The 9,268-nt window shown below is 68.9% G+C and carries 7 protein-coding genes; 2 read left to right on the plus strand and 5 right to left on the minus strand.

From position 1 onward, the window contains the following. Positions 1-1,666, minus strand: a 1,666-nt coding sequence (gene ilvD / locus N7590_RS21165) for a dihydroxy-acid dehydratase (RefSeq protein ID WP_279935871.1), incomplete at its 3' end; no start/stop codon positions are given. A 472-nt stretch (positions 1,667-2,138) separates the two neighbouring features. On the opposite strand from ilvD, the gene N7590_RS21170 reads away from it, so the two are divergent. Next, positions 2,139-2,711, plus strand: a complete 573-nt coding sequence (locus N7590_RS21170) for a DUF1190 domain-containing protein (RefSeq protein WP_014038869.1) — start codon at positions 2,139-2,141, stop codon at positions 2,709-2,711. A 7-nt stretch (positions 2,712-2,718) separates the two neighbouring features. Further along, positions 2,719-3,897 carry a glutathionylspermidine synthase family protein gene (locus tag N7590_RS21175; RefSeq protein WP_053512184.1) on the plus strand — a complete coding sequence of 393 codons (1,179 nt, stop codon included), beginning with the start codon at positions 2,719-2,721 and terminating at the stop codon, positions 3,895-3,897. Positions 3,898-4,521: 624 nt separating this feature from the next. Here N7590_RS21175 and N7590_RS21180 read toward each other — a convergent pair. The 4 genes from N7590_RS21180 to N7590_RS21195 all read right to left on the minus strand — a co-directional run. Next, complete coding sequence (locus N7590_RS21180; RefSeq protein ID WP_164242679.1) at positions 4,522-5,820, minus strand: DUF58 domain-containing protein; 1,299 nt, start codon at positions 5,818-5,820, stop codon at positions 4,522-4,524. After that, entirely contained in the window at positions 5,817-6,803 is a 987-nt protein-coding gene (locus N7590_RS21185) for a MoxR family ATPase (RefSeq protein WP_005411535.1), read from the minus strand. Before N7590_RS21185 ends, N7590_RS21180 begins: the two co-directional genes overlap by 4 nt. Further along, entirely contained in the window at positions 6,800-7,984 is a 1,185-nt protein-coding gene (locus tag N7590_RS21190; RefSeq protein ID WP_279935872.1) for a DUF4350 domain-containing protein, read from the minus strand. Before N7590_RS21190 ends, N7590_RS21185 begins: the two co-directional genes overlap by 4 nt. Then, a partial coding sequence (locus tag N7590_RS21195) for a DUF4129 domain-containing protein (RefSeq protein ID WP_279935873.1) occupies positions 7,981-9,268 on the minus strand: 1,288 nt, incomplete at its 5' end. The genes N7590_RS21190 and N7590_RS21195, both read right to left, overlap by 4 nt.

Consider the following 9,268-nt stretch of genomic DNA (forward strand, 5'->3'; position numbering starts at 1 on the left):
GATCGATGCGACGGGCCGGGATGTCGATGCGGATGCGGTCGCCGTCTTCGACCAGGCCGATGACCCCGCCGCTGGCCGCTTCCGGCGAGACGTGGCCGATCGACAGGCCCGAGGTGCCACCGGAGAAGCGCCCATCGGTCAGCAGTGCGCACTGCTTGCCCAGCCCCTTCGACTTCAGGTAACTGGTCGGATACAGCATCTCCTGCATGCCCGGGCCACCCTTCGGGCCTTCGTAGCGGATCACCACCACCTCGCCCGGCTGCACTTCGTCGGCGAGGATGCCGGCGACGGCAGCGTCCTGGCTTTCGTAGACGCGTGCCGGGCCCTCGAACACGTGGATCGACTCATCCACGCCGGCGGTCTTCACCACGCAGCCATCCACGGCCAGGTTGCCGCGCAGCACGGCCAGCCCGCCTTCCAGCGAATAGGCGTGCTGCAGCGAGCGGATGCAGCCCTCGGCGCGGTCCACGTCCAGCGTTGGCCAGCGCGTGGCCTGGCTGAAGGCCTCCTGGGTAGGAATGCCGGCCGGGCCGGCCTTGAAGAAGGTATGCAGGGTGTCGTTGTCGCTGCGCACCACGTCCCAGCGCTCCAGCGCGTCGGCGAGGCTGGCGCTGTGCACGGCCGGCACGCCGGTATCGAGCAGGCCCGCGCGGTCCAGTTCACCGAGGATGCCGAACACGCCGCCGGCACGGTGCACGTCCTCGATGTGGTACTTCGGCGTGTTGGGCGCCACTTTGCACAGTTGCGGTACGCGACGCGACAAGGCATCGATATGGGTCAGGTCGAAGTCGACCTCCGCTTCCTGCGCAGCGGCCAGCAGGTGCAGGATGGTATTGGTCGATCCGCCCATGGCGATGTCCAGGGTCATCGCATTGGCGAACGCGGCCTGGGTGGCGATGCCGCGCGGCAGCGCGCTCGGGTCTTCGCCGCCATACCAGCGGTGGCAGAGTTCGACGATCAGGCGGCCGGCGCGGCGGAACAGCGCCTCGCGATCGGCGTGGGTGGCCAGCGTGGTGCCGTTGCCGGGCAGCGACAGGCCCAGCGCTTCGGTCAGGCAGTTCATCGAGTTGGCGGTGAACATGCCCGAGCACGAACCACAGGTGGGGCAGGCACTGCGCTCGAAGGCCGCCACCTTCTCGTCGGAGGCGCTGTCATCGGCGGCCACCACCATCGCGTCGACCAGGTCCAGTTTGTGCTCGGACAGCTTGGTCTTGCCCGCTTCCATCGGTCCGCCGGAGACGAACACCACCGGGATGTTCAGGCGCAGTGCGGCCATCAGCATGCCGGGAGTGATCTTGTCGCAGTTGCTGATGCACACCAGCGCGTCGGCGCAGTGCGCGTTGACCATGTACTCCACGGCGTCGGCGATGATCTCGCGGCTGGGCAGCGAGTACAGCATGCCGTCATGGCCCATCGCGATGCCGTCGTCCACGGCGATGGTGTTGAATTCCTTGGCGACGCCGCCAACCTGCTCGATCTCGCGTGCGACCAGCTGGCCGAGGTCCTTCAGGTGCACGTGGCCGGGCACGAACTGGGTGAAGGAGTTGGCGATGGCGATGATCGGCTTGTGGAAGTCGCCGTCCTTCATGCCGGTGGCACGCCACAGGGCGCGGGCGCCGGCCATGTTGCGGCCGGCGGTGGAGGTGCGGGAGCGGTATTCAGGCATGGCTGGCGGAACGGGCGGGCCGTACAACGTGGGGGTCGCCCGATCATGGACAATTTTTTCGGTTGCTGCTGCAACCACCGGGGAGGGAGAGTGGCAGGGCTGCGCCCTGCACCCGCCGAAGCGGTAGTGCCGGCCGCTGGCCGGCAACCTCAACCTCAACGTCAAAAGCTGGCTTCGTGTGGGATGGCGGGGTGGGTCCGGTGGCAGGGGACGCCGTGAACCCGTCCATGGGGGCTTGGTCGCCGCATCCATGCGGCTCACACCCCTGCCACCGGACCCACCCCGCCTTCGACGGTTTCCTGCGGCTGTTGGTAGGTGCCGACCTTGGCCGACACGGTAGATCCACGCCATGCGTGGATGATGGGGAGCGACGAAAATGAAAGTCCGTTCATCTTTCGGACTTTGCCGATTCCGGTTGTTGGCCAGGATTTGGCATCATTGGGGCATTGATCCGTCGACAGGGCATGAGGCCATGAAACGTTCCCGCACCACCGCGCTGCTGCTGATGAGCGCCGCGCCGCTGCTGTTCACCGCCTGCCAGAAGGAGCCGGAGGTGAAGGTGCAGGAAGGCCTGTATACCTCGGTGGAGGCCTGCACCGAGGCCACCGGCGATCCGTCCTCGTGCCGCAACGCCTTCGCCGAAGCGCAGAAGCAGGCCGCCGATGCGGCGCCGAAGTACGCCAGCAAGGAAGCCTGCGAGAAGGACTACAAGCCGGAACAGTGCGTGCAGCAGCACACGTCGGCGGGTACCTCGTTCATCGGCCCGATGATGATGGGCTTCTTCATGTCGCAGATGCTGAGCAACCGCGGCGGCCTGGCCCCGCAGGCGCCGGCGGCGTCGCCGGCCTACCAGGACAAGAGCGCTGGTTGGGCGCGCCCGGCCCCGGGCGGTAGCGGTGGCCTGAACACCGCCAGTGGCATCGGCGCGGGCAAGGCCGGCCTGGCCCCGGTCACCAGCGAACCGAACCGTGCGGTCACTGCCAGCCGTGGTGGCTTCGGCAACACCAGCGCGCGCCGCAGCACCAGCGGCAGCTACGGCGGCTGATCGACCCATGCAGCGCATCCGGATTGCCGAGCGTGCCCAGTGGCGGGCACGCGCGGAAGAGGCGGGTTTCCGCTTCCACACCATCGATGGCCAGCCGTACTGGGATGAAAGCGCGTACTACGCCTTCACCCTGCGCCAGATCGAACAGGACATCGAAGACCCCAGCGCCGAGCTGCACCAGATGGCGCTGGACCTGGTCGGCGATGTCATCGCCAGCGAGCGATTGATGGACCAGCTGGCGATTCCGTCGCACTACCGCGACTGGATCGCCGACAGCTGGCGCCAGCGCCAGCCGCATCTGTACGGGCGCCTGGACCTGGCCTACGACGGCACCGGTCCGGCCAAGCTGTACGAACTGAACTACGACACGCCGACCTCGCTGTTCGAGGCCAGCTTCTTCCAGTGGCAGTGGCTGGAAGACCAGCGCAACGCCGGTCGCCTGCCGCAGCACGCCGACCAGTTCAACGCGATCCATGAAGCGCTGGTCGAGCGCTTCGGCGAACTGGCCGCGCAGTTGCCGCCGCCGCTGTACTTCAGCGCCGTGGGCAGCTCGGATGAAGACCGCGGCACCGTCGATTATCTGCGTGACTGCGCCTCGCAGGCCGGCCTGCATGGCCAGGCCATCGCCATCGAGGATATCGGCCTGTCCGAAGATGGCCGCTTCACCGCGCTGGACGATTCGGTGATCGGCACGCTGTTCAAGCTGTACCCGCTGGAAGACCTGATGACCGAGGAATTCGGCCGCGCGCTGCCCGGCTCGGGCGTGCAGCTGCTGGAACCGGCGTGGAAGGCGGTGCTGAGCAACAAGGGCATCCTGCCGTTGCTGTGGCAGCGCAATGTCGGTCATCCGAACCTGCTGGAAGCACACTTCGATGACGGCAGCACGCTGGCCTCGGGCTGGGTACGCAAGCCACTGTTCTCGCGCGAAGGCGCCAACATCGAGATGCACCTGGCCGACGGCAGCACGCAGCGCAGCGACGGTCCCTACGACGGCCCAGCGATCATCCAGCGCGCGCATCCGCTCACCCGTTTCGAAGGCGGTTACCCGCTGATCGGCAGCTGGGTGATCGGTGACCACGCCTGCGGCATCGGCATCCGCGAGGACGACAGCGCGATCACCCGCGACAGTGCGCGCTTCGTGCCGCACGCGATCGTGGACGAGGCGCCGACGCGGATCTACGTCTGATGGCGGTACGGCCCACAGGGCCGTCGTGCCAACCAAGGTTGGCATCTACCAAGGCGACGTGCCGGGTAGTGCCGGCCGCTGGCCGGCACCGTTGTTGGTAGATGCCGACCTTGGTCGGCGCTGTGGGTTCGTGCCAACCAAGGTTGGCACCCACCAGGGCGATGTGACGGTAGTGCCGGCCGCTGGCCGGCACCGTTGTTGGTAGATGCCGACCTTGGTCGGCGCTGTGGGTTCGTGCCAACCAAGGTTGGCACCTACCAGGGCGATGTGCCGGTAGTGCTGGCCGCTGGCCGGCACCGTTGTTGGTAGATGCCGACCTTGGTCGGCGCTGTGGCATTGGTGCCAACCAAGGTTGGCACCCACCAGGGCGATGTGCCGGTAGTGCCGGCCGCTGGCCGGCACCGTTGTTGGTAGAGGCCGACCTTGGTCGGCGCTGTGGCATTGGTGCCAACCAAGGTTGGCACCTACCAGGGCGATGTGCCGGTAGTGCTGGCCGCTGGCCGGCACCGTTGTTGGTAGATGCCGGCCTTGGTCGGCGCTGTGGCATTGGTGCCAACCAAGGTTGGCACCCACCAGGGCGATGTGCCGGTAGTGCCGGCCGCTGGCCGGCAACCGCTGTGGGTATCAGAGCAACCCTTCGCGCTTCACCGCCAGGTAGCGCTCCACCAGCGCAGCGGGCAGCGCGTCGGCGGTCACGTCCAGCACCATCACCTTCTCGCTGCGCAGCGCTTCATGCGCCTTCGCGCGCTGCTGCAGGTACAGCGCTGCAGCGCCGGCCTGGGCGGCGTCCTCCAGCGTCTGCACCTCGTCCTCCAGCGCAGCGTCCAGCTCGCGCTCGCGCAGGCTGGCCACGCACACCAGGTGGCGTTGCTGCAGCAGGCGAACGGCTGCCAGCAGGTCCTCGATGTCCTCGTCGCGCACGTTGCTGACCAGCATCACCAGGGCGCGCCGACGCTGGCGCAGTGATACCTCGGTGGCGGCAGCCAGGTAGTCGGTGGCCACCGCGCGCGGCTGCAGGTCGTAGCTGGCGCGCAACAGGTGCTCGACCGTGCCCATCCCGCGCTGCGGCGCCACCCAGCGGCGCTCGCCACCGGCGGCGAACAGGCCGGCGGCGTCGCCCTGGCGCAGGGCCAGGTAAGCCACCACCAGCGAGGCGTTCAATGCATGGTCGAAGTGCGAGAGCCCGCCTTCGCTGGCCAGCATGCGCCGGCCACTGTCGAGCATCAGCAGCAGCTGCTGGTTCTTTTCGTCCTGGTATTCGCGCGAGATCAACTTGCGCGCACGTGCAGTGGCCTTCCAGTCGAGCTGGCGCAGGCTGTCACCGATGCGGTACTCGCGCATCTGGTGGAAATCGGTGCCTTCACCGCGGCGGCGTTTGACGTGCGCACCGACCAGCCGCGAGGCCTGGTCGGCACTGAACAACGCAAACCGGGTGAGCGGCACGAAGTTCGGATAGACGCGCACGTCCAATGCCGGTGGCACGGTGCGCTGCTGCCACCACAGCCGCCACGGCGAGCGCATGCGCAGGTGCACGCCTTCGAAGCGGAAGAGCCCGCGCTGCAGCGGTTGCAGGTGGTAGTGCAGGGTGGAGGCGCTGCCGGCCTGCAGCTGCACACGCTGTGGCAGCGATTCCAGCGGCCAGCCACCGGGCACCAGGTCGAACACCTGCACCGTCATCGATGCGTCCGCCTGCAACCGCAGTGCGGCGTCGCGACGTACGCCCAGCGCCAGCGCCTCGGGCAGCTCGCGCTGCACCTGCGGCGAAGGTCGTCGCGCCTGCCGCCACAGGTCCCACAGCGCCGGCAGGGCGATGGCCAGTGCGGCCAGCGCCCAGCCCCCGCGCGGCAGCAGGCCGCCCAGCACCAGGCCGCCCAGCACGGCCCAGGCCAGCAGCAGCACCAGCAGCAGCGGGGACGGCCTCATCGGCGCGGTGCTTCCACCTTGGCCAGCAGTGCACCCAGCACATCGTCGGCGTCCTGGCCTTCGATCTGCAGTTCCGGGGCCAGCGCGATGCGGTGTCGCAGCGCCGGGCGCGCGATGTCGCGCACATCATCCGGAGTGACGAAATCACGACCGGCCAGCACCGCCTGCGCGCGAGACGCACGTACCAGTGCGATGCTGCCGCGCGGCCCGGCACCGACGGCGATCCCCGGCCACTGCCGGGTGGCCGCCACGATCCGCACCGCATAATCGATCACTTCATCATCGACGGTGATCGCGGCAGTGGCGCGCTGCAGCTCCAGCAACTCGCCGGCACCAAGTACGCGCGGCACCTGGCTCAGGTCGAAATCGCTGGCGGCGCGGCCGCTGGTGATCGCAGTCACCATGCGCTTCTCGTCTTCCAGCTGCGGGTAGTCGATCAGCACCTTCAACAGGAAGCGGTCCAGCTGTGCTTCCGGCAGCGGATAGGTCCCTTCCTGTTCCAGCGGGTTCTGCGTGGCCAACGCCATGAACGGCGGCGCCAGGGTGAACGCCTTGCCTTCGATGGTCACCTGGCCTTCCTGCATCACTTCCAACAGCGCCGACTGGGTCTTGGCCGGTGCGCGGTTGATCTCATCGGCCAGCAGCAGGTTGGTGAACACAGGGCCGCGGCGGATCTTGAAGCTCTCGCTCTTCGGGTCGTACACCGCGTGGCCGCTGACGTCGCTGGGCATCAGGTCGGGGGTGAACTGCACGCGGCCGTAATCCAGTTCCAGGGCCTGTGCCAGCGCACGCACCAGCAGGGTCTTGCCCAGCCCGGGGACGCCCTCGATCAGCACATGGCCACCGGCAAGCAGCGCCACCAGGATCTGGTCCAGCACATCGGCCTGGCCGATGAAGGCATGGCCAACGGCATCGCGGATGGCGTCGACGCGTTCGATCAGGCGGGCGTTGGCGGCCGCCGGCAGCTCGGGCACTTCGGTCATAGCAGGGATCTCATCTGGAGCAGCAAGCGGATGCGCTCGCGCAGGGCGGAGGAATCGTGCGGCGGTGGGGGTGTGAGCGCGCTGGCGACGCGGCCCTGCGGCCACTTCAGCAGCTCGGCGATGACCTGCTCGCGCGGTGCGCCATCGAGTGCGGCGGCGACCGGCGCGCGCAGGCGCAGGCGGTGCAGGAACAGGGCGAGCACGGCGTCGTACAGGCGCGCGCCGTGGCCGAAGCGCAGCAGCAGTTCGCCGCTGGCACGCACATGCTCCAGCAGCGAGCGGCGTTCCAGCAGCGGAGACGGCTGCAGGCTGCCGAAGCGCTGCGAGCGGCCCCACAGCCAACCCAGCAGGGCCAGCAGCAGCGGCACCCACAGCGGCCAGCCATGGTAGAACAGGCGCGCCCACAGCGACGGCGGGCGCCCGGCGTAGACCAGCCAGACCGCACCGTTGCCGTAGTTCGGATCGAGCAGATAGCGGGTCAGGTCGCGGTGGGCCGGATCGTGCAGGCCATCGCTGGGCGTGCCCGCAGCGGCGCCCAGCAGTGCGGCGGGGGTGTCGACATCGCCGCGCATGAACTCCATGTCGGCCAGTATGCTCACCTTGCCCTGGCCATGGCGCAGGCGCGCGAACACCAGGTCGCGGTCACTGCCCCACCGACGTTCGGCTTGCGTGCGCGCAGCAAACCCCAGCGTGAAGCGGCGCCCCCCGCAGAACTCGCTGTGACCGCTGTCGTCGTCGATATGGAATGGCTGGCAGTCGCTGCGCTGGAACAGGCTGTCCACGCCCAGCTGGTCGAGCAAGGGTCCCTGCGTGCTGCCGGCATCGTTCTCCGCCGGTGGCGGTGTGCGCACCAGCAGGTGCCCGCCCCGGTCGACCCAAGCCAGCAGCGGTTTCACGGTGGGTGCCGGCAGCTCGCTGCTGTCCTGCAGCAACACCACCGTGTCGCGCGGCCCCAGCGCCATCTGCTGCAGGTCCAGCCGTGGCCGTGAATGCACCTCGATGCCGTCGGCGCGCAGCGCCTGGCCCAGCACGTACAGCGGGTTGTAGCTGGCCTCACCCTGCGGCGGCAGGGTGAGCGTCTCGTTCACCCGTTCGTGGGTGCGCAGGTAGAGGATCGTCAGTGGCACGCCGATCAGCACCAGCAGGCCCAGCAACAACGACCAGAACAGGCGCGGGCTCATGCCTGCCACCCGTACTGCTGGCGCAGCATGTCGGCCAGCGCGTCGAAGTCGCTGCGGCTGGGCAGGCGCCCACCATAGGCGGCGTACTGCCACATGCGCACGATGCGCGCGAACAGGTCACGGTCGGCCGCCTCCGGCATGCGCCGCGAGGCACGCAGGCACTGCGCCTCGGTGGCGCCGGGAGGCAGTGCGATGCCGCTGCGCTCGCCCACGGTGCGCACGCTGGCGCGGTAGAGCAGGGCCAGCGCCTGCCGTGGCCGGCCCTGGTCCCACAGCAGGCCGGCCTGGGTGGCCACGTCCGGTGGCAGCACCGCGGGCAGTTCCACCGCCTCTTCAATCACCGGGGCCGCAGCGCCGACCTTGCGCCGGCCGCTGCCACGCAACCAGGGCAGCCACACCCGCGCGGTCAGCAGCAGCACCAGCAGCAGGATGCCCAGGAGGCCCCACAAGCCCCACTCGGCCAGCCGCGCCAGCCAGGCAATGCCGTCCTTGCGTGCCTTGCGCTCGGCCTTGTTGCCGCCGTCGCCTTGCAGCTGCTTGTCTTCCTTCTTCGCCTCTTCGGCCTGCTCGATCGGCTTCCAGTGCGTGACCTGGCGGGTCGGGTGCTGCAGCGGGTCTTCATAGGCGCGGTTCACCGCCTGACGGAATCCGGCGGTGTCCACTGGCGTGCTGCCGAAGATGGTGGCCGGGGTGTTGGCGGGGTCGTTTGCGGCGGTGGCCGGTTCCTCCGCGCTGTCTTCGTCCTCGCCGGCAGTGTCGGCGTCGTCGGTGATCGACGGCGCGTCCTGCGCGTCCTGCGCGTGCACCGGTGCGCAGGCCAGTGGCAGGGCCAGGCACAGCAGCAGGGCCAGTGTCGACGCCGCCGGCAGCAGTCGATCACGCAGGCGGCGCAGGGCGATTTCCACATCCCAGGCTTCCATCTGCGTGCGCCGGTTCAAGTACAGGCCAAAGCCGGCACCGACGAAGAACGGCCCGACCAGCACCGAGGCCAGCCAGCACGCCAGGTTGAAGCCAAGCCGGGCCCACGCCGGCGTGTCCCGGCCGATCATGTCCCAGGCCGCACGCCACGATTCGGACATCAGGTCCAGTGGCATGAACATGAACACCGCACCGATCGCGCCGGACACCAGCACCGCTTCGAATGCCAGGCAGGTCACCGTCAGCACCGTCGCTGCACCTGCGGCGCCGGCCGCGACCGCGCGACGGCGCGGGCCGCGCTGGTCCGGTGCGTTGCCTTCCAGCAGGTTCACCGGCAGGCACAGGCTGCGCAGCACGCTGAAGCGG

Origin of the sequence: Stenotrophomonas sp. GD04024 (assembly GCF_029837545.1) — a bacterium.
GTDB lineage: Bacteria > Pseudomonadota > Gammaproteobacteria > Xanthomonadales > Xanthomonadaceae > Stenotrophomonas > Stenotrophomonas forensis.